17 protein-coding genes are annotated in these 18,828 nt (G+C 65.0%); 10 read left to right on the top strand and 7 right to left on the bottom strand.

Translation table 11 applies throughout. From position 1 onward, the window contains the following. Positions 1–3: 3 nt before the first annotated feature. A complete protein-coding gene (locus IEW85_RS04390; RefSeq protein ID WP_188683085.1) occupies positions 4–1,206 on the bottom strand; it encodes an ROK family transcriptional regulator in 1,203 nt (400 codons plus the stop codon). Positions 1,207–1,365: 159 nt separating this feature from the next. Between IEW85_RS04390 and IEW85_RS04385 the strand changes: the two genes are divergently transcribed. Genes IEW85_RS04385 through IEW85_RS04355 form a run of 7 tightly spaced genes read left to right on the top strand, consistent with a single transcriptional unit; the run spans position 1,366 to position 8,487 of the window. Next, complete coding sequence (locus tag IEW85_RS04385) at positions 1,366–2,634, top strand: ABC transporter substrate-binding protein (protein WP_188683083.1); 1,269 nt, start codon at positions 1,366–1,368, stop codon at positions 2,632–2,634. Beyond that, positions 2,634–3,572: a carbohydrate ABC transporter permease gene (locus IEW85_RS04380; protein ID WP_188683081.1), complete on the top strand. Its 939-nt coding sequence runs from the start codon at positions 2,634–2,636 to the stop codon at positions 3,570–3,572. Before IEW85_RS04385 ends, IEW85_RS04380 begins: the two co-directional genes overlap by 1 nt. After that, positions 3,573–4,442 (top strand): carbohydrate ABC transporter permease, encoded by an 870-nt coding sequence (locus IEW85_RS04375; RefSeq protein ID WP_188683079.1) that lies wholly within the window; start codon positions 3,573–3,575, stop codon positions 4,440–4,442. It begins immediately after the preceding gene. Between the two features lie 47 nt (positions 4,443–4,489). After that, positions 4,490–5,623, top strand: a complete 1,134-nt coding sequence (locus IEW85_RS04370; protein WP_188683076.1) for a Gfo/Idh/MocA family protein — start codon at positions 4,490–4,492, stop codon at positions 5,621–5,623. Continuing rightward, positions 5,616–6,377, top strand: coding sequence for a ThuA domain-containing protein (locus IEW85_RS04365; RefSeq protein ID WP_188683074.1), 762 nt, complete (start codon positions 5,616–5,618; stop codon positions 6,375–6,377). The genes IEW85_RS04370 and IEW85_RS04365 overlap by 8 nt, the downstream gene beginning before the upstream one ends. Before the next feature lie 11 nt (positions 6,378–6,388). Next, positions 6,389–7,468 carry a Gfo/Idh/MocA family protein gene (locus IEW85_RS04360; protein ID WP_229658790.1) on the top strand — a complete coding sequence of 360 codons (1,080 nt, stop codon included), beginning with the start codon at positions 6,389–6,391 and terminating at the stop codon, positions 7,466–7,468. After that, on the top strand, positions 7,465–8,487 hold the full coding sequence (locus IEW85_RS04355) for a sugar phosphate isomerase/epimerase family protein (protein ID WP_188683070.1): 1,023 nt from the start codon (positions 7,465–7,467) through the stop codon (positions 8,485–8,487). Before IEW85_RS04360 ends, IEW85_RS04355 begins: the two co-directional genes overlap by 4 nt. A 32-nt stretch (positions 8,488–8,519) precedes the next feature. Here IEW85_RS04355 and IEW85_RS04350 read toward each other — a convergent pair whose 3' ends face one another. The 5 genes from IEW85_RS04350 to IEW85_RS04330 form a co-directional block, all read right to left on the bottom strand. Then, positions 8,520–9,881, bottom strand: a complete 1,362-nt coding sequence (locus IEW85_RS04350) for an ABC transporter substrate-binding protein (protein ID WP_188683068.1) — start codon at positions 9,879–9,881, stop codon at positions 8,520–8,522. An 11-nt stretch (positions 9,882–9,892) separates the two neighbouring features. Continuing rightward, positions 9,893–10,867 carry a carbohydrate ABC transporter permease gene (locus IEW85_RS04345; protein WP_229658789.1) on the bottom strand — a complete coding sequence of 325 codons (975 nt, stop codon included), beginning with the start codon at positions 10,865–10,867 and terminating at the stop codon, positions 9,893–9,895. Positions 10,868–10,884: 17 nt separating this feature from the next. Further along, entirely contained in the window at positions 10,885–11,694 is an 810-nt protein-coding gene (locus IEW85_RS04340; protein WP_229658788.1) for a carbohydrate ABC transporter permease, read from the bottom strand. A 144-nt stretch (positions 11,695–11,838) separates the two neighbouring features. Next, positions 11,839–13,083, bottom strand: a complete 1,245-nt coding sequence (locus IEW85_RS04335) for a Gfo/Idh/MocA family protein (RefSeq protein ID WP_188683064.1) — start codon at positions 13,081–13,083, stop codon at positions 11,839–11,841. Positions 13,084–13,118: 35 nt separating this feature from the next. Beyond that, on the bottom strand, positions 13,119–14,306 hold the full coding sequence (locus tag IEW85_RS04330; RefSeq protein ID WP_188683062.1) for an ROK family protein: 1,188 nt from the start codon (positions 14,304–14,306) through the stop codon (positions 13,119–13,121). A gap of 152 nt (positions 14,307–14,458) precedes the next feature. Here IEW85_RS04330 and ispG point away from each other — a divergent pair, with 152 nt between their 5' ends. From ispG to IEW85_RS04315, 3 genes are read left to right on the top strand one after another with little or no spacing between them, the layout of a single operon-like run. Next, the gene (gene ispG / locus IEW85_RS04325) at positions 14,459–15,631 is read left to right on the top strand and encodes a flavodoxin-dependent (E)-4-hydroxy-3-methylbut-2-enyl-diphosphate synthase (protein ID WP_188683060.1); all 1,173 of its coding nucleotides are present in this window, start codon (positions 14,459–14,461) and stop codon (positions 15,629–15,631) included. A 16-nt stretch (positions 15,632–15,647) separates the two neighbouring features. Further along, on the top strand, positions 15,648–16,505 hold the full coding sequence (locus IEW85_RS04320) for a GNAT family N-acetyltransferase (RefSeq protein WP_188683058.1): 858 nt from the start codon (positions 15,648–15,650) through the stop codon (positions 16,503–16,505). 2 nt (positions 16,506–16,507) lie between these two features. After that, positions 16,508–17,533 carry a hypothetical protein gene (locus tag IEW85_RS04315; protein ID WP_188683056.1) on the top strand — a complete coding sequence of 342 codons (1,026 nt, stop codon included), beginning with the start codon at positions 16,508–16,510 and terminating at the stop codon, positions 17,531–17,533. A 132-nt stretch (positions 17,534–17,665) separates the two neighbouring features. On the opposite strand, the gene IEW85_RS04310 is transcribed toward IEW85_RS04315, so the two are convergent. Beyond that, positions 17,666–18,793 carry a hypothetical protein gene (locus IEW85_RS04310; RefSeq protein WP_188683054.1) on the bottom strand — a complete coding sequence of 376 codons (1,128 nt, stop codon included), beginning with the start codon at positions 18,791–18,793 and terminating at the stop codon, positions 17,666–17,668. Positions 18,794–18,828 lie beyond the last annotated feature (35 nt).

Here is an 18,828-nt window from a genome sequence, read left to right as displayed (position 1 = left end):
CCTTCAGCCGGAGGCTGGGTGGGCGGTCAGTGCGTTCAACCCCTCAGGGGAGAGTGCGTGGTCCAGCGCGAGCAGACTTGCGCCCAGCAGGCCTGCCTCACGGGAGATGCGGGCCGGCGAGATGTCCAGGTTCTGGGTGGCCAGCGGCATGCCGCGCTGATAGACGACCTCGCGCACCCCTGCCAAGAGGTGCTCGCCGGCTGCGGCCATCATGCCGCCGGCTGAGATCACCTGCGGGTTCAGGAAGTTGATGCTGGCCGAGAGCACCTCACCCAGGGCACGGCCGGCCTGACGGACCGCTTGGATGGCCGTCAGATCCCCGGAGTCCACCAGCCTGACCACGTCGCGGCTGGACTCGACCCCCTCATAGCCGCTGCTCTGCAGCTGACGGGCCACAGCAGCGCCGGAGGCCACAGCCTCCAGGCAGCCCTCGTTTCCGCAGTGGCAGAAGATGCCGTCACCGCTGGTGACCCGGATATGACCGATATCGCCGGCGATGCCTTGGGCGCCGCGCTGCAGCGTGCCCCCGGAGATGATCCCAGCGCCTATGCCGGTGGCCACCTTCACGAACAGGAAGTGCTCGATGTGGTCGTCGAGCTGGCTGTATTCGCCCCGAGCCATGATGTTGACGTCGTTGTCCACCAAGACGGGAACGCTGATATGACGGCGGAACCATCCGGGGACGTCGTAGTTGTCCCATCCGGGCATGATCGGTGGCCGTGAGGGCCGGCCGGTCTCGAAATGGACGGGTCCCGGCAGTCCGAGTCCCACCGCCATGAGATCTTCGCGGCTGCGGCCGACTTCGGCCAGCAGCTCATCAGCCATGCTCAGGACGGTCTGCAGGGTCTCCTCCGGGCCGCCTGAGATGCGGATGGAGGCCTCGCTGCTGGCCAGGGGCTCATTGAGCAGATTGGCCACGGCCACGCGGGCATGACGGGCGCCGAGGTCCGCGGCGAGGATCAGGCGCGAGTCGGGGACCAGGGCGACACGCACTGCCGGCCGCCCTCCGGTGGAGCGGCCGTCGGCGATGGGAGCGATGAGTCCCAGGTCGGTGAGGACCTCCAATCGGTCGGCGATCGTCGAGCGTGCCATCCCTGTGCTCGAGGCCAACTCGCTGCGGCTCTTGGGCTCTCCGCCGCGCAGGAGCTGAAAGATGTCGCTGGCGGCGATGCCGCGTCGAGGCAGGGTGTCGTTCGCGGTCGGCATGCTCCCAGTCAACCACATCAGGAACCCTTCAACATATTTAATGGAAAAAACTGCCGAAGTTATGTTGACCTTCGACAAAAGTGGCTCTACTGTGAACTGTGTCACCACGATCCAGTGGTGTCCATCACGTCGACTGAGGTCTGTCAGAAGGGGACTCAGATGTCTGCTCATAGGAACTGGATGAAGTTCGTCGCTGCGGGGTCGGTGCTCGGGCTCGGCGTCACCGGCTGCGGCGGAGGTGGCGCCGGCGGTGATACCGAGTCGGTGGAGCTCCCGGAGGGTGAGGTCGAAGGCAGCGTCGCGATGTGCGCTCAGACCGACACCAGCGGAGACTTCCAGGCCATGCTGGAGGCCTTCATGGACGAGAACCCGGGAGTCGAGGCAGAGCACGTGGACCTCGGCAACGACACTGACACTGCCAGGACCCAGATGGTCCAGCGGATGGAGGGTCAGTCCACCCAATGCGACCTCTTTCAGATGGACGTGACATGGGTGAGCGAATTCGCCGCCCAGGGGTGGCTGATGGACCAGACCGATCTGGTGGATTCGCTCAGCGACCACCTCCTCGAATCCACTGTGGAGTCGGCCTCCTACGACGGCAGCTACTGGGGGACTCCTCACTACACAGATGCCAGCCTGATCTACTACCGGCCGGATGAGGTTCCAGAGCCTGAGACCTGGCAGCAGCTCTATGAGGACGCCGCCGCGGGTGAGGATACGCAGTACCTCTATCAGGCCTCCCCCTACGAGGGGCTGACGGTGAACTTCCTGGAGCTGCTGCACAGCGCCGGAGGGGACGTCCTCGACGATGACGGCGAAGTCGTGATCGATTCCGAGGAGACCCGAGAGGTGCTGGAGTTCATGCGTGAAGGACTCGAGACCGACGCCGTTCCGCGCTCCACGCTGACCTGGATCGAAGACGACTCGCGCTTGGCCTTCGAAGGCGGCGACGGCGGATACCAGCGGAACTGGCCCTTCGCCTACGCGCTGCTGAATGAGGCTGACCAGTCCGGAGAGTTCGACGTCGCTCCGCTGCCCGGCTGGGAGGAGGAAGGGACCGGTACGGGCATCCTGGGCGGACGGAACCTGGCGATCTCCTCCAACTCCGAGAATCCCGAGGCGGCTGCGGCGCTGATCGAGTTCGCCACCTCGGAGGAGTGGCAGCAGACGATGGCCTCCGACTATTCACGGGCTCCGGTGCGCGGCTCCACCTATGAGGATCCCGAGGTCCTGGAAGCCATGCCCTTCGCTCCCGAGCTGCGCGAAGCAGTGGAGAACGCGGCGTCGCGTCCTGCCACGCCGATGTACCCGCAGGTCTCACGAGCCATCTACGACAACGTCTACGACGCGATCTCCGGAGACACCGACGTAGAGTCTGCCGTGGAGCAGATGGCCAGCCAGATCGAGGACGCGCAGGACGCCTTCTGATGACGGAGGTCCAGGAGCGAAAGAGCCGCCGCAGGCCCAAGGAGCTCGCCCGGGACGTCGCCGAGCGGAGGCTGGCATGGATGATGGTCAGCCCCTCTCTGGTGCTGATGGCGCTGGTGGCAGCCTTCCCCATCGGCTACGCGCTGTGGCTCTCGATGAACCAGTACAGCCTGATGCAGGCGGGCCTCTCGCGGTTCGTCGGGCTGCAGAACTACGTCGAGATCCTCTCCGGCGAGGCATGGTGGACAGCCTTCCTGCAGACCGTGACCTTCACCGTCATCTCAGTCTCCCTGGAGCTGATCCTCGGCACGGCCATGGCCCTGCTGCTGAATCAGGCGTTCCGAGGCCGAGGCCTTCTGCGCACAGTGGTGCTGGTGCCCTATGCAGTGCTCACCGTGGTCAGCGCCATCACCTGGCGCACCATGTTCGAGCCCAGCCTGGGACTGGTGACCACAGTGCTCAACGGCCTGGGACTCCCCGGCGGCGACCTGGTCTGGCTCGGCGAACCGGGATACGCCATGGCAGTGGTCATCCTGGCCGACGTCTGGAAGACCACCCCGTTCGTGGCGCTGCTGGTGCTGGCCGGGTTGCAGGTCATCCCCTCAGATGTCTATGAGGCCGCGCAGATCGACGGCGCCTCGAAGGTCAAGACCTTCTTCAACATCACGCTGCCGCTGCTCAAGCCGGCGCTGGTCCTGGCCGCGATATTCCGCACGCTGGATGCGCTGAGGATCTTCGACCTGCCGTTCGTGCTGACCCGAGGAGCCAACGGTACCGAGACGATGTCGATGCTGGCCTACCGGGAGCTCCGGGAGAACAGGCTGATCGGGGAGGGCTCGGCACTGTCGATCCTGACCTTCCTGACAGTCATGGTCTTTGCTCTGATGTACATCCGGTTCGCCGGGGGCAACCTCCGCGACGAAGCGAAGGAGAAGTAGATGACGGCTGCTGCACCGGCACCCGATCTGCGCGGCAAGATGCTGCGCCGCAGGACCGTTTCAGGTGCCCGATGGGTCCTGGTGGTCGTGGTCATCCTGTTCTCACTGGTTCCGTTCTACTGGCTGATCAACACATCGCTGAAGACCGGAGCCGGGCTGAGCTCAGGAGAGCTGTTCCCCAGCGAACCCACTCTGAGCAACTATGTGACCGTTCTGCAGAACAGCAACTTCATGCTCTCGCTGCGGAACTCCGTGATCGTGGCCCTGAGCGCGACGACGATCGCCATCGTCTTCGCCTCCTTCGCCGCCTATGCGCTGGCTCGGCTGCGGCTGCGCCGCAAGACGCTTCTCCTGGCGCTGATCCTCTCGGTCACCACATTTCCCACCATCGCGATCGCAGCGCCGATGTTCTCGCTCTGGAGCGACCTCGGTCTCTACGACACGCTGCCGGGCCTGATCATCCCGAAGCTCACCTTCGCGCTGCCGATGGCGATCTACATCCTGACCTCCTTCTTCAAGGAGATCCCGAGAGAGCTGGAGGAATCGGCCTATGTGGATGGGGCCTCCCCGTTCCAGGCCTTCTACAAGATCATCCTGCCGCTGGCGACGCCGGGCATCGCGACCACTGCGATCCTCGTCTTCATCCTGGTCTGGAACGAGTTCCTGCTTCCGGTGACCCTGACGACCTCACCCGAGGCGCGGACCGTCCCGGTGGCGATCACGTTCTTCAGCGGCACCTCCCAGTACGACCAGCCGTTGGGGGCCATCAGCGCCGCCTCGGTCATCATCACCATCCCACTGGTCATCGTGGTGCTGGTCTTCCAAAAGAAGATCATCTCCGGGCTGACCGCCGGATCCCTCAAAGGCTGAGCAGGGGTCCACCGTCTCATGACATCAACGGAAGGAGCATCAGCCTCATGACATCAGAAGGAGCATCAGCGAACGGGAAGACACAGGAATCCACGCCACCCCTGAGGGTCGGCGTCATCGGACTCGGCTGGGCAGGCCAGCAGCATCTGAAGGCCTACCGAGATCGTGCCGAGGTGGAGATCTGCGCCCTCGCCGCGATGGAGGAGGACCTCCTGGAGGAGCTCGGGGAGGAGTTTGGCGTCGAGAATCGGTTCACCCGCTGGGAGCAGCTGCTCGAGCTGGAGGAGCTCGATGCGGTGAGCATCGCGGTGCCCACCTTCCTGCACGCGCCGATCGCAGTGGCCGCCCTCGGACGAGGGCTGCACGTGCTGACCGAGAAGCCCATCGCCCGTGACGCGCAGGAGGGCCGGCAGATGGTGGAGGCCGCCCGCACGGCGGGCAGGGTCCTCGACGTGGCCTTCAACCACCGGCGCCGCGGCGATGTCCAGGAGCTCAAGAAGGTCATCACCTCCGGCGAGCTCGGGCGGGCCTACTACGCCAAGGCCTCCTGGCTGCGGCGCTCCGGCATCCCGGTGCTGGGCAGCTGGTTCACCAATAAGCAGATGTCGGGCGGAGGCCCGCTGGCCGACCTGGGAGTCCACGTCCTGGACTGGGCGCTCCATCTCTTGGGAGAGCCCAGAGCGGTGGCGGTCTCGGCCTCCACCTACGCCGAGCTGGGGCCGCGCGGACGCGGCGGGATGGCCAGGTACTCCGCGATGAACTCGGAGCACCCCTTCGAGGTGGAGGACTTCGCCTCAGCCTTCATCCGGCTGGAGGATGGGGGAACGCTGGTGATCGAGTCCAGCTGGGCCACCTACCGCGAACAGAAGGACCTGCTGGACTTCATGGTCTACGGCAGCGACGGCGGCGCAGAGCTGCGCGCCGTCGGGGCCACCGACGCCCCAGTGGGCCAGCTTCGGGTCTTCACCGAGAAGGACGGGCAGGACGCCGACTACGAGCTGACCGCCCAGCCGGGAACGGCCCACCAGGGTGTGGTCTCAGACTTCCTCGATGCCATTGCGGCAGGACCTGAGGAATGGCCACAGCATGACGGTTCGGTCGCCTTGGCCCGGGCCGAGATCATCGACGCGTGCTACCGCTCCGCCGAGGAGCAGAGGGAGGTCCGGCTCGACCATGTCTGAGCGCAGTCTCACCATCCACATCTGGAACGAAGGCGTCCACGAAGCCCGCAACGAGCCGGCCTCGATGGCTCAGATGTACCCCCAGGGTATGCACGCCACCATCGCCGAGGGACTCCAGCAGCATCTGCCGGATGCCACGATCACCACATCCACCCTCGCCGATCCGGAGCACGGGCTGAGCGAGGAGCGGCTGCGGCAGACCGATGTGCTGCTCTGGTGGGGGCACATCGCTCATGACCAGGTCGAGGACGAGGTGGTGGACCGGGTCCACCGTCATGTCCTGGCAGGGATGGGACTGATCGTCCTGCACTCGGGGCACTTCTCGAAGATCTTCACCCAGCTGATGGGCACCACCTGCTCCCTGAAGTGGCGCAACGAGGGGGAACAGGAGCTCGTCTGGACAGTGGACCCCACCCACCCGATCGCAGAGGGTGTGCCGCATCCGCTGATCATCCCGCAGCAGGAGATGTACGGAGAGTTCTTCGACATCCCGGCACCGGACTGCCTGATCTTCATCAGCTCCTTCTCCGGCGGAGAGGTCTTCCGCTCAGGAGTGACCTACTCCCGAGGCAGGGGCAAGATCTTCTACTTCAGCCCCGGCGACCAGGAGTATCCGGTCTACCACCAGGAGGAGATCCGCAGAGTGCTGGCCAACGGCGTCCGCTGGGCGGCCCCCGCAGAGACCACGCGTGAGATCCCTGCGGTGGAGAACTCAAGCCGCGGGTGGTTCTCGACCACTGAGACTTCGACATGACAGGAGCATCGATGAACGTGCTGAGAACCGGAATCGTCGGCGGAGGGTTCATGGGACGCACCCATACCGGTGCCGCCCGCGCGGCCGGAGCGGAAGTGGTCGGCGTCGTCTCCTCCTCACCGGAGCGAACGGCAGATGCCGCCGCCGAGCTGGGGGTGGCCGCCGCTGACAGCGTGGCGGCGCTGGCTGAGACCGCCGACGTCGTCCACATCTGTTCGCCCAACGGGCTGCACGCCGAGCATGTGCGCACCGTGCTGGAAGCCGGAACCCACGTGGTCTGCGAGAAGCCGCTCGCCCTGGACGGAGCCGAGGCTCAGGAGCTGGCCGAGCTCGCCCAGCGTGCCGGTGTGGTGGCCGCCGTCCCCTTCATCTATCGCTTCCATCCCATGGCCCGCCAGGCGCACAGCTATGCCGCCGACGGCAACCTGGGCCGGCTGCTCACGGTGCGCGGAAGCTACCTGCAGGACTGGATGCTCTCCCCGGAGGCGGGCAACTGGCGCGTGGACCCGGAGTCGGGCGGGCGCTCGCGGGCCTTCGGCGACATCGGCTCGCATCTGGTGGACCTGGTGGAGTTCGTCGCGGGGGAGCGGGTCCGGCGGCTCAGCGCCAAGACCGCGATCGCCCATCCGGAGCGCGGTGGCCGGGAGGTCTTCACCGAGGACGCCGCGGCCGTCATCGTGGAGATGGATTCGGGAGCAGTCGGCACGCTGACCGTCTCGCAGGTGAACGCCGGGAGGAAGAACGCCCTGACCCTCGAGCTGGCCGGCACAGAATCCAGCCTCGCCTTCGACCAGGAGCACCCCGATGAGCTGTGGCTCGGGGGAGCAGAGTCCAGCCGGGTCATCGCTCGGGACGCCACCGAGCTCTCGGCCGACGCTCAGCGGCTCTCCACCGTCCCGGCAGGGCATCCGATGGGCTACCTCGATGCCTTCGCCGCCTTCGTCCGTGACACCTACGCGGTCATCGGAGGTGCCTCACCGGAAGGGCTTCCGGACTTCACCGACGGCGCCCGCGCCAACCAGATCATCGACGCCGTGCTGGCATCTGCCGCCGACGGCACCTGGATCGATGTGGAAAGGAGACCATCATGACCTCAGCAGCAGAGTCTTCCCACCCGGTGACCCTCTTCACCGGGCAGTGGGCCGATATGCCCTTCGAGGAGCTGGCCCGCCGCGCCGCCGAATGGGGCTATGACGGACTGGAGATCGCCGCCTCCGGAGACCACCTGGACCTGCGCCGGGCCGAAGAGGAGGAAGGCTATCTGGAGTCCCGCCGCGAGATCCTGGACCGCTACGGGCTGACGGTCTGGGCCATCTCCCACCACCTCGGTGGGCAGGCGGTCTGCGACGACCCCATCGACTTCCGGCACCGGGCCATCCTGCGCGACTACGTCTGGGGAGACGGAGACCCAGAAGGTGTCCGGCAGCGTGCCGCAGAGGATATGAAACGCTCTGCGCGGGTGGCGCGGAGGCTCGGCGCCGACGTCGTCGTGGGCTTCACCGGATCCAAGATCTGGCAGTACGTAGCGATGTTCCCGCCGGTTCCCGGCGAGGTCATCGACGCCGGCTACGAGGACTTCGCAGCGCGATGGAACCCCATCATGGACGTCTTCGAGGAGGAGGGCGTGAAGTTCGCCCTGGAGGTCCACCCTTCAGAGATCGCCTATGACCACTGGACCACTGTGCGCACGTTGGAGGCCATCGGCCACCGCGAGGCCTTCGGGCTGAACTGGGACCCCAGCCATATGTTCTGGCAGGGGATCGACACCGTCGGGTTCATCACCGACTTCGCCGAGCGGATCTACCACGTGGACTGCAAGGACACGCGGCTGCGCCCGGCCACCGGACGCGCCGGCATCCTCGGCTCCCATCTGCCCTGGGGCGATCCGCGGCGTCGCTGGGACTTCGTCTCCACCGGTCACGGGGACATCCCGTGGGAGGACGCCTTCCGCGCGCTGAGCCACATCGGCTACACCGGTCCGATCAGCGTGGAGTGGGAGGACGCAGGCATGGACAGGCTGCACGGAGCGGCCGAGGCGGTCGGTGAGATCCGGCGGCTGCTGTGGAAACGTCCGGAGGCGGCTTTCGACGCTGCGTTTTCGAACCAGTAGCGGACGCAGCAAGCACTCCCTGGCTCGGCCTCTCAGTCCTCCAGTAGGGAATTGACCCGTTCGTTGGCATCGATGAGGGTCTCGGGGTCCCGGTTGCCGATGTAGATCTCATCCATGATCGGCTCCATGAACGAGTTGATCGATCCGAACTGATCGGTCACCGGGAAGTACAGGGTGTTCTGCTCTTCGATCAGGTCTGTGAAGGGGGAGACGTCGATGCCCTGCTCGGCGAAGGCCTGAGCTGCCCGGTCTGTGCTCTCGGGACGAGCCGGGAAGACGATCATGGCGTCTGCCACGATATTCTGGCATTGGGTGGAGGCGAGATAGGCGACCAGCTCTGCGGCCTCTGCAGGGTTCTCACTCTGTGCGCTGATCGAATCAGCCAGACCGTTGTACATCGAGACGGGATGGCCTGCCGGGCCGGAAGGGACCGGGGCGATCCCCAGATCGATACCCTCCAAACCGGCAAAGGTGTTGACCATCCACGACCCATCGGCGGCCAGTGCGGCTTGGCCGGACCCTAGCTGCTGCTGCAGGTTCGGATCCGTCCCGACCTCTTCATAGGGTGCTAGGAATCCCTTCTCCACCAGGCCGAAGTACCAGTCCAAAGTCTCGTGCAGGGCGGGGTCGTCGAAGTTGTATTCGTCGCCCCAGACATCGGCATTCGTATGGGCCCATCCATTGGCTCCGGCAAGCCAGGACCACTGCGTCTGTCCGTCGGCCCCGCCGGAGCCGTTGGACGCCAGCCCGTAGACTGCGACGTTGTCCGGGTCGAAGCCTTCTTCGTCTCCCCGTACCCCATTGGCGTCTACGCTGAGCCGGGCGATCACCTCCTCGAAGGTTCCGCCGTCTTCGGGGTTCCAGTCGAGGTCCTTGAGGTCGTCGGGATCCAGGCCTGCCTCCTCGATGGTCCCCGTGTCGTAGAACAGGCCCACCGCATCGAAGTCCTTCGGCATTCCGTACCGGTTGCCGTCTGGTCCGGTCCAAAGGTCGGCGAGTCCCTCCTGGAACTCCTCAGGCTGAATTCGGCTCGTCGCTTCCTGTGTGTCCAGATCCAACAGCAGATCCCGTTGGACGTACTCGCCGTATCGGGCCAGATGATCTGTGAAGACATCGGGGCCGGTACCGGCTACGAAGCCTGCGGTGAGTTTGGTCCAATAGTCGTCGAAGCCATACTGGCTGATTCGTACGTTGATGTCGGGGTTCTTCTGCTCGAAGGCGTCGATGCATTCCTGGTACGGCAGGAGCTGGTTGGCATCCCACAGCCAATAGTCCAGATCGACGGTGCCCTCGCTGTCCTGTATGCCGCAGGCGCTCAGGGCGAGGGCTGCGGCGGCTGCAGCTCCCAGGGAACAGCGGCTTCTGGAGCGCAGAGCAGTTGCAGTGACTTTCATTCTCTTCTCCTTCACTTGATTCCGCTGAAGCCGATGGAGTTCACGATCCGCCGGGCGAAGAACAGGAAGAGCAGGAGCATCGGCAGGGCGGCGACGAGTGTCGCGGCCATCAGGCCCGCCCAGTCTGGTCCTGTCTGCGGTGTCTGTTCGGTGAAATTCCCCAAAGCGACTGTCAACACCCGCGAATCGTCGGTGTAGGAGACCATCAGCGGCCACAGGTAGTCGTTCCAGGCATTCATGTAGGTGAGGATCGCGACCGTGGTGATAGGGCCGACCGTCATCGGGATGATCAGTCTGAAGAAGATCCGAATCTTGCCGGCACCGTCGATCAGCGCCGCCTCTTCGATCTCCGTGGGGACGTTCATGAAGAATTGACGCAGGAAGAAGATCGCGAACGGAGTCATGAACAGGCTCGGCAGCATGATCCCCAGAAGTGTGTCGATCAAGCCGAGGTCCCGGATCAGGAGGAAGTTCGGAAGCAGCGTGTAGATCAGCGGGACCATCAGGGACAGCAGGAAAAGGCTGAAGACGAAGTCCCTACCCCTCCAGTGCAAGCGTGAGAACGCATAGGCTGCCATCGCTGAGAAGAACACCTGGCATACCGTGATTGCGGTCGCCACGACCACTGAGTTCAGCAGATAGCGCCAGAAGTCGATGGACGCCCCGGAGCCGCCCTGAGCGATGGCTTCCTCCGGGGACTGCAGCCCGAAGACGCGGGCGAATCCCCCCAGATCGAAATCCGTCGGCAGCAGGGACATATCGTTCGCGTACAGGGCGCTGTTGCTGGTCAGAGATGTGCGAAGCATCCAATAGAAGGGGAACACGGTGATGATCAGCAGAGCGATCATCACCGCCCAGGCGAAGACCTTCCCCCAGTTGAAACGCCGACGTGGTCTGTCAGCGTTGGGCGCCGACGAATCCGTCTGACGCGCGGTACCGGCGGCCTTGAGTTCGGCCGGGTCGATCGTTGCAGTCGTCCGAGACACGTTCTCACCTTCCCTGATCAGTTCAGGTCCGTCTGCCCGGCACGTGTGACGCGGTACTGCAGGAACGTCACCACCAGGAGAATGACCAGAAGGGCTACGCTCAGAGCTGAGGCATATCCGAAATTGAACTGCCCGAATGCGTTGTCGTAGATATAGAGTTGCAGCACGCGGCTGGAATCGACCGGTCCCCCGTTTGTGGTCACTGCCACAGTGTCGAAGACCTGGAAGGAGCCGATGACAGAGATGATCAGCACCAGGCCCAGGATCGGGCGCAGCAGCGGCAGCGTGATGGAGAAGAACATCCTCAGCTCCGAAGCCCCGTCGACCCTGGCGGCCTCATACACCGTGTCGGGAATGGCCTGAAGGCCGGCGAAGAGCAGCAGCGCTGTGTAGCCCATATGCCGCCACACGTTCACCAAGGCGATGGTCGTGATGACCCACGCCTCATTGGTGAAGAAGCCGATCCGGTCCAGGCCCATCGATGCGAGCAGCTGATTGCCGATGCCGAGCTGGAAATCGAGGATCCAGAGAAACACCAGAGCCGCCACCACGTTGGAGACCATGTAGGGGGCAAGAACCACTGAGCGCAGGATGACCGACCGGCTGAGTCTCTGCATCAGCACGGCCAGCACGAGCGCGACAACGATCTGCACGCCGATGTTGATCACCACATAGAGAAGCGTGACGCGCACGGCATTCCAGAAGACCGGGTCCTGCAGCATCTGCTGGTAGTTGGCCAGACCGACGAAACGTGCCGGCGTGAGGATGTCCCACGAGGTGAAACTGAGCCAGACACCCCGTACCAGCGGCCAGAAGTAGAAGATCACCAGACCGATGGAGGCGGGCAGGATGAACAGCAGCGCGATCTTCGTATCGTCCTTCTGCCGCGGGCCGCTGACGGGCAGAGGATGGATGGTCTTGGGAACACTCATGGTGTCTCTCCTTCAGCCTCTTCATGGGTGAGGCGGTTCTCAGCGCGCGGGGCTGCCGAAGTCTGGGATGTCCAGCCGCTCTCCACCGGCGTTCGCAGAATGATGGGCGACTATTCCGGGGGCTGTGAACATCGCCGCCCGCCAGGCATTGACCGGGGGCTGCTCCCCGCCGACCACCGCTCGCACGAAGTCATCGGCCAGGAAGTGATGGGATCCTTCATGGCCGTTGGGAGCTCCCTTGTACTCTTCCGGCAGACGGCTCCGGTCATGCACCGGTGCTGTTCCGGACGTGAATGCCTCACGAAGAGCCGGGTCCACGTTCTTCACCTCAGCCTCTTCTACCTGGCCCCGGACCGGTATGAACTTCTCTGAGATGTCATAGGAGTCTGCTTTGTCGTTCCATACGCTCTGATGAGCCAGCTGCTCGAAGCTGGCCTCGGTTCCGAAGAAGCGGAAGCGGGATTCTCGGATAGGCGAGGGGTATCCCACGCGACGCATCTCATTGGTGCGCATCGCTCCGCCGTCGGAGAGTTCGAACAGGGCGCTGGCGTTGGAGAAGCTGTTGCCGAACTGGCTGACCTCTTTATCGAAGACGCCGTCGTTGCGGTCGTCCTCGATGCCGATGCAGCTCACGCTCACCGCGCGGGCCGGAAGTGCTCCCAGCACGCCGCCCAGTGCGTGGGTCGGGTAGAGCATGGGCGGATAGCTTGCCGTCTCTCTCCACGTCTCGCCGCCGCTATATTGGTAGGCGGCGTAGAAGCCGAGGTCCATGTCATGCACATAGTCGCCCTCGGAGTAGAAGACCCGGCCGAGATCACCGCTCCGTATACGTTCTCTGACATAGACCGTCGCCGGATTGTAGTAGCTGGTCTCACCCATCATGTAGGTCAGTCCGGTGCGCTCGACCGCGGCGATGATGTCTTCGATCTCGGTGATCGTTGTGGCCATGGGAACAGCCGAGTACACATGCTTTCCGGCTTCCAGCGCTGCGATCACCAGTGGGGCATGGGTCCACCGTTGGGTGAATATCGCGACTGCGTCCACATCCGAGGCGAGCATCGCCTCGAAGCCTTCGTCCACGACGGCGTCCGCATAGTTCGCGGCAAGTTCCTCGGCCCGCGCACTGTGCAGATCCGTGACCCGCAGCCTGCTGACATTGGGATGCAGGTCCCAGAGAGTCGCGAAGCTCTTGGAGAACTGGCCAGCACCGACGACTCCGATGCTCAGCTTCCCCGCCGAGGGGTCCAGGGGAGAGGTTGGGGCGATGGGGAGATCGAACGCCATAGGGGAACTGCCTTTCATCGGGTCGGGATGCGGGATCATTGCTGGTGAGTAATGCTGGGTGCCAGAAGCTTCGGCGGGTCGACGAGCAGCCATTGGCAGGAGAGAACTGCGGCACCGCGTGCCCACTCATCGAAGTCGGAGTGGAAGGTCTCAAGATGTGGCACTGTGCCCCAGGGATCGAGGTGATCACGTAGAGCAGAGTTGAGCTCTTGGCTCAGGTGTTCGAGGATGACTAAGCCGTCACCGGCGAGGATCACAGTGTCCAGACCCAAGACATTGACCACCTGGGCGATGAGCACTCCCAGGGCACGGCCGGCATCGGAGAGGACTCGTTGAGCCACTGGGTCGCCACGATCAGCGAGCCGACATGCCCCGTCGAGGTCCAGGTCGGTGATGCCGTGTGGCACAGAGATGGCCGCGAGGATGGAATCGGCGTTCAGGTAGGCGGAGGCGCAGCCCCTGTGGCCGAGTTCGCAGAGGGGCCCTGCTTCGCTGACGCGGGTGTGGCCTATCATTCCCGCGGTCCCGTGGGTCCCGGCATGGACCTGATCGTCGATGACCATTCCCAGGCCGATGCCGACGCCGATCGTGACCACGGCGAAGTCGCTGTGACCCTGGCCCGGGCCCGACCATTGGACCCCTACGGTGAGGGCTCGAATGTCACCGCTGATCACAGTGGGAAGTCCGGTTTTAGCGGTCAGGATCTCCGCCAGGGGTACGTCATCCCAGCCGAGATATTGATTTCGCCGGACGCGATCATCGTAGCGGCGCATCGTCCCGGCACTGCCGATCCCGATTGCCTGTAGGGGCTGCTCCTCGCCTAATTCTTTAACAAGATCAATTATCAAGTCCACGACATGGCTTGAGTCGGTGGATTCCAAGCTGACGCTCTTTGCGCGCTGGACCCGCCCTTCGGCGTCCACTCTGGTGCCGTAGAGGGTGTCTCCGGTGATCTTGAAGCCAGCGAATGCGTAGCGGGGCGCGTGGACGGCTAAGGGTGTTCCAGGGCGCCCTGGGGTCTTGTTGGGGGCAGTGGCATCCTCATAGATCACCGCTGAATCGAGGAGGGGGCGGGTGACTTTCGTCAGACGCGCGGGCGAGAGTCCCAGCCGTCGGGCCAGCGTCGCTCGGGGCAGTGGTCCTGATGTGAGCAGCTCGCGAATAACGGCACGGGAGGTGCTGCTCAGCGTTCCCAGGCTGGCAATGCTTGCCTTGTCATTCATGTGACCAGCATCACGTAGATAATTTCCTATGTCAATAAAAAGGAATGGAGGTGGCGGTGGAATTGGCTGGCATGGGGCCGGCTGCGTGTCCCTGGCAGTCCGCATGGGCTCACTCATCCGCTGCGCTGAATTGAGCCGGTACGATGGAACGCATGACCTCCATCAACCTCGGCATGCCCTCGGCCCCGCCGCCGGTTCTGGCGCCTCGTCGGAAGACCCGCAGCTTCCAGGTCGGCAACGTGGGAGTCGGCAGTGATCACCCGATCTCTGTCCAGTCGATGACCACCACCAAGACCCATGACATCAACGGCACGCTCCAGCAGATCGCTGAGCTGACGGCCTCGGGCTGTGACATCGTGCGCGTGGCCTGCCCCACGGATAAGGACGCGCAGGCGCTGCCGATCATTGCGCAGAAGTCGCAGATCCCGGTCATCGCGGACATCCACTTCCAGCCGAAGTATGTCTTCGCCGCCATCGAGGCCGGCTGCGGCGCGGTCCGTGTGAACCCCGGCAACATCCGTCAGTTCGATGACAAAGTTGGTGAGATCTCCAAGGCCGCCAAGGATGCCGGCGTCTCCCTGCGCATCGGCGTGAACGCCGGATCTCTGGACAAGCGTCTGATGGCCAAGCATGGTAAGGCCACACCGGAGGCGCTCATGGAGTCCGCCGTGTGGGAGGCCAGCCTCTTCGAGGAGCATGACTTCCACGACTTCAAGATCTCTGTGAAGCACTCGGACCCGGTGATCATGACCCAGGCCTACCAGCTGCTCGCCGAGCGCGGCGACTGGCCGCTGCACCTGGGCGTGACCGAGGCCGGCCCCGCCTTCCAGGGCACCATCAAGTCCTCCACCGCCTTCGGCGCGCTGCTGTCTCAGGGCATCGGAGACACCATCCGCGTGTCCCTCTCGGCCCCGCCGGCCGAGGAGGTCAAGGTGGGCAACCAGATCCTGGAGTCGCTGAACCTGCGCCCGCGCAAGCTCGAGATCGTCTCCTGCCCATCCTGCGGCCGCGCCCAGGTGGACGTCTACTCCCTGGCCGACGAGGTCACCGCCGGGCTGGAAGGCATGGAGGTCCCGCTGCGCGTGGCCGTCATGGGCTGTGTGGTCAACGGACCTGGCGAGGCTCGCGACGCCGACCTGGGCGTGGCCTCCGGCAACGGTAAGGGCCAGATCTTCGTCAAGGGCGAGGTCATCAAGACCGTGCCCGAGGATCAGATCGTCGAGACGCTCATCGACGAGGCCAACCGCCTCGCCGCTGAGATGGACCTCGGAGACGAGGGAGAGGCTCAGGCTGCGGGTGGCGCCCCTGTGGTCTCGGTCAGCTGACTCCGTCGCCACTCGCGTGCACCGCGCCACCTCCGGTGCGGTGCGCGTCCTCGAGCCGACCGACACCCCCGCGCTGCTGCGCCTGCTGGAGCGCGACCCCGCCCACCACGTCTCCGTGCTGGCGGCGGTGCGCGCCCGCGGAACGGCCGCACCGGGGAAAGGCCGTATCGGGGCGATGCTCCTGGGCGTCGACCATCCCGAGCAGTCCGGGGAGCTCTCCTCAGCCTGCTGGGTGGGTTCCAACATCACACCGGTCCACGCCGGCCCGGCCGAGGGCGAGCTCTATGGGCTCGCCCTGCGGGCCCTGCGGCGTCGGGTCTCCTCCGTCTACGGCGACGCCGAGCCCGTCCTGGAGCTCCACGACGCCGCCGGCTGGGTCAACGTCCGTGAGGTCCGGGCCGATCAGCCGCTGCTCTCCATCGATGTGCCCTCAGCCATCGAGCCTATGCCGGAGGTCCGCCCCTCCCGGCTGGGGGAGTTCGACGCCGTGGAGCAGGCCAGCGCGGCCATGTTCACCGAGGAGCTGGGATTCTCTCCCTATACTCAGGGTGCCTCGGAGTATCAGCAGCGGATCCGCAGCCTCATCGCCGGCGGCTATTCGCTGATCGCCGTGGGCGAGGACGACATCATCATCTTCAAAGCAGAGTTCGGGGCTGTCACCCGCGAGGTGGTCCAGGTCCAGGGGGTCTGGGTCCACCCTGAGCACCGCGGACTCGGGCTGGCGGCGTCGGGGATGTCCGCCGTGGTGGACTACGGGCTGAAGCTGGCTCCGGTGGTGAGCCTCTACGTCAACGGATACAACACAGCTGCCGTTCGGGCCTACCAGCGCGTGGGCTTCCAGCCTGAGGGCACCTTCGCCACCATACTGTTCTAGTGATGCCGCAGAACTCTTCCCCCCGCCGTGTTCGCACCGTCTCCGTCCTGGCGCTGACCGGGCTGCTCGCCCTGACCGCCTGTGAGGATGAGGTGCCCCAGGAGCAGGGGTCCGGCGAGGCCGGGGACTTCGACGACGAGGGCTTCGATGAGCTCGAAGCCCCGGATCCGCGGGGAAACCAGCTCTCCCACGAGGAGATGCGCGAGATCCTGGAGGATCACTTCGACGGCGCCGGGCTCAGCGACACCGACGATTATTACCCCAACCTGCGCGACATCGAGACCGAGCTGCAGAAGCTCGCCGTGGACCCCACCGACTGCAAGCAGTACGTGATGCAGTCAGCCTCACCCGTGCCGGAGGGTGCGCTCATCGCCCACGCCGACAGCGGCGGGGGAGAGGATTCCGGCGAGGGCTCTGAGAGTGACTCTGAGGATCAGGCTGATGAGGGGTCCCAGGACGAGGGCGGCGACACCGCGGCCTCCGGTGGCGGCTTCAGCTCCACGTCGGTCACACTCCCGCTGGAGAACGAGAGCGAGCAGGACGCCGGCCAGGACGAGGCCGCCCAGGATGACGCGCCGCAGCAGGACGGCGAGGACGAGGGGGAGGATGACGAGGAGGACGAGCCGGTCGAGGTGGACCTGCCCTCCGAACGTCAGGCCACGATCTACTCCTTCCAGGACTCCCGCGCCTCCGAGGCCTACTTGGCCGGCGAGGACAGCGGCCTGGAGAACTGCGGCTCCTACACGGTGACCCGCGGCGGCATCGGCGAGGATGACGAGCCCGAGGCCGAGACCTCCACCTCCGTGGAGTCCGTGGCGGTGGAGTCGGAGGCCGAGGAGGCTTTGGGCATCTATCGCGAAGTGGAGGGCGAGGACTCCACCGAGCAGAGCGTGGCAGTCCTGATGCGCCACGGCTCCCAGGTGGTCCTGCTGGCGGCGTCGGCCGGGGGAGAGCTGGACGAGGAGGAGTCCGAGGTCGCCGTCGAGGAGCTGGAGGAACAGGCTCACGCCATCCTCGAGGACCTCTGAACACTCCGCCTACGCGGTCGAGCACCCTCGTTTTACCAAGCACTTTTCAGATAACCCCTGCGTATACGGGTGGGTAAACCGAAAACTCCTTGGTAAAACGAGGGTGAGGCTCGGGTGAAGCGATGGGGCCGGTCAGAGCCCGCGGCGCGGGACGCCCTTCTCACGAAGGATCGACTCCAGCTGCCACGGGTTCTGCAGGGTCTGCCAGTTCCAGCGGGCTACGTCGTAGCCCAGCCGCCGGATGCCATCTTCCCGGCGTTTCTCGTGCAGCACGGCCTGCTGGGGGCTCAGACCGTACTGCTCGGCCTGCAGGTACTTCTGGTTGCCGTCGAACTCCCCGACGACGCCGGCCGCCTCCCACCCGAAATCTGAGTACAGTGCGCCATCGGGCGTGATCAGTTTGACCTGCAGGTCTGGGGGCTCGAAGCCCAGATCATGAATGAGGACGCGCGACCAGGACTCACCCGGATTGGCCGATCGCCCATCAGAGAACTTCCAGGCCACGTCGGTGCGGAGCCGCGCTCGTCGGGAGGGAAGAGCCTCGCCCCAGGCGAGCAACCCGACTTCGACCAGCTCGGTCCCCGCACGGTGCCTTCCTCCTCGCAACCCGTCCAGCACACTGATTGCGGAGGGGAAGCTGAGCCGGTGCACCGTGTCCATGGTAGCCAGCTCCACGGGTTCGGCGCGCAGCCGAAGTCCAGGGACGCTGACCTCCTGCAGCTCGGGAAGCTCGACGTCGACCAGCGCGGCCCGGTAATTCCGCGACGCAGAAGGGTCCAGTCCCTTCTTGAGCGAGACACGATATCGCTGCGGAAACTGAAAGGCGCGCGTCGGGACGTTCCTCAGAGCGCGTTCCGCGTTGAGGGTGGTCCCGTCGGGCAGGTGGCATAGCTGCTGCAGCCGCCGCATGGAGGTGCGGCCGGTCATGGCCCGTGGTGCACGGCGTCCGGCGCTGGCGTTGGACGAGACTCTGATGTGCACGAAGTCTTCCGGATGCAACAGGCTCACGCCGTGAAGGCTGAGCGCGGTCTCGCGGCAGAAGATCGTCTCCGGCCTTGCCAAGGCTTGGGCGGCGGCAGCGATGAGCGGCCGCTCCCAAGGAGGCGAGCGAATCCAAGCAAGGGGCTCCAGGTAGACCCCTGGACGGATGCGCAGCAGTTCTCCAGCGTCCACGCGCGCGCTGAGTGCATGCGGACTGGCCGAACCGCCGTCGTCGGGCCGTGCGACCAGGAGCGTGGCTTTCGGATGTGGTGAAGGCATAGATCCACCCTTGCCGATCTGTGCAGATCCCGCTG

The organism is Nesterenkonia cremea, assembly GCF_014642675.1.
In the GTDB taxonomy this organism is placed as follows: domain Bacteria; phylum Actinomycetota; class Actinomycetes; order Actinomycetales; family Micrococcaceae; genus Nesterenkonia; species Nesterenkonia cremea.
The sequence above is the reverse complement of the archived record's forward strand: the minus strand, read 5'-3'. Positions and strand labels throughout refer to the sequence as shown.

What these genes read in the sequence shown, in the direction of transcription:
- IEW85_RS04390 (WP_188683085.1), bottom strand. Translation starts at nt 1,206, where the DNA reads ATGCCGACCGCGAACGACACCCTGCCTCGACGCGGCATCGCCGCCAGC.
- IEW85_RS04385 (WP_188683083.1), top strand. Translation starts at nt 1,366, where the DNA reads ATGTCTGCTCATAGGAACTGGATGAAGTTCGTCGCTGCGGGGTCGGTG.
- IEW85_RS04380 (WP_188683081.1), top strand. Translation starts at nt 2,634, where the DNA reads ATGACGGAGGTCCAGGAGCGAAAGAGCCGCCGCAGGCCCAAGGAGCTC.
- IEW85_RS04375 (WP_188683079.1), top strand. Translation starts at nt 3,573, where the DNA reads ATGACGGCTGCTGCACCGGCACCCGATCTGCGCGGCAAGATGCTGCGC.
- IEW85_RS04370 (WP_188683076.1), top strand. Translation starts at nt 4,490, where the DNA reads ATGACATCAGAAGGAGCATCAGCGAACGGGAAGACACAGGAATCCACG.
- IEW85_RS04365 (WP_188683074.1), top strand. Translation starts at nt 5,616, where the DNA reads ATGTCTGAGCGCAGTCTCACCATCCACATCTGGAACGAAGGCGTCCAC.
- IEW85_RS04360 (WP_229658790.1), top strand. Translation starts at nt 6,389, where the DNA reads ATGAACGTGCTGAGAACCGGAATCGTCGGCGGAGGGTTCATGGGACGC.
- IEW85_RS04355 (WP_188683070.1), top strand. Translation starts at nt 7,465, where the DNA reads ATGACCTCAGCAGCAGAGTCTTCCCACCCGGTGACCCTCTTCACCGGG.
- IEW85_RS04350 (WP_188683068.1), bottom strand. Translation starts at nt 9,881, where the DNA reads ATGAAAGTCACTGCAACTGCTCTGCGCTCCAGAAGCCGCTGTTCCCTG.
- IEW85_RS04335 (WP_188683064.1), bottom strand. Translation starts at nt 13,083, where the DNA reads ATGGCGTTCGATCTCCCCATCGCCCCAACCTCTCCCCTGGACCCCTCG.
- IEW85_RS04330 (WP_188683062.1), bottom strand. Translation starts at nt 14,306, where the DNA reads ATGAATGACAAGGCAAGCATTGCCAGCCTGGGAACGCTGAGCAGCACC.
- ispG (WP_188683060.1), top strand. Translation starts at nt 14,459, where the DNA reads ATGACCTCCATCAACCTCGGCATGCCCTCGGCCCCGCCGCCGGTTCTG.
- IEW85_RS04315 (WP_188683056.1), top strand. Translation starts at nt 16,508, where the DNA reads ATGCCGCAGAACTCTTCCCCCCGCCGTGTTCGCACCGTCTCCGTCCTG.
- IEW85_RS04310 (WP_188683054.1), bottom strand. Translation starts at nt 18,793, where the DNA reads ATGCCTTCACCACATCCGAAAGCCACGCTCCTGGTCGCACGGCCCGAC.